This window comes from Ancylomarina euxina (genome assembly GCF_003863355.1).
GTDB classification, from domain to species: domain Bacteria; phylum Bacteroidota; class Bacteroidia; order Bacteroidales; family Marinifilaceae; genus Ancylomarina; species Ancylomarina euxinus.
The window spans coordinates 1-467 of sequence record NZ_QQWG01000073.1 but is presented as its reverse complement, the minus strand read 5'-3'; the positions used below and the strand labels follow the sequence as shown (position 1 = coordinate 467).

General features: G+C 31.9%; 1 protein-coding gene. It reads right to left on the bottom strand.

Annotated elements, in window-relative coordinates; all coding sequences use genetic code 11:
• Window positions 1-184, bottom strand: a 184-nt coding sequence (locus DWB61_RS17855; RefSeq protein ID WP_225423396.1) for a hypothetical protein, incomplete at its 3' end; no start/stop codon positions are given.
• Between the last annotated feature and the right edge of the window lie 283 nt (window positions 185-467).

Sequence of the window (467 nt, the reverse complement as noted above, 5' to 3'; positions counted from 1 at the left end):
TCTGAAGAGCACTTTTACTTACTCCTAAGAATTTCGCTAACTGATTACGTTCTTTAAATTTATTTTCCTTAGTAAGAATTAAACTCTGAATACGAAGTTTTAAACGATAACTGTCAGTTATGCGTAATGCATCTTCTAATTCTAAAAAACTCTCTTTAATATCTACGTTTCTTGTTTTGGGCATAAAACAAAAATAATAAAACATTATTTGATTTTAAAATGGTATTAAAAGGAAAACTCAAATGTGCTGAAGTTTCAATTAATATTTAGTGGTTTATAATGAATGATCAAAAATGAAGTTATAACTGGATCGCAAACCTAGTTCAAATGGGAGCCTACAAGCTAGTCGCTCATGCGATATTTCTATCCATATTAAATATAAAGGGTGTGAGTGGGGCTATCTGTGGCCATCAGCGGGAGATAATTTACCGATCGGGAACTTGTTTTAAGCGATTAATAGGCTCTTC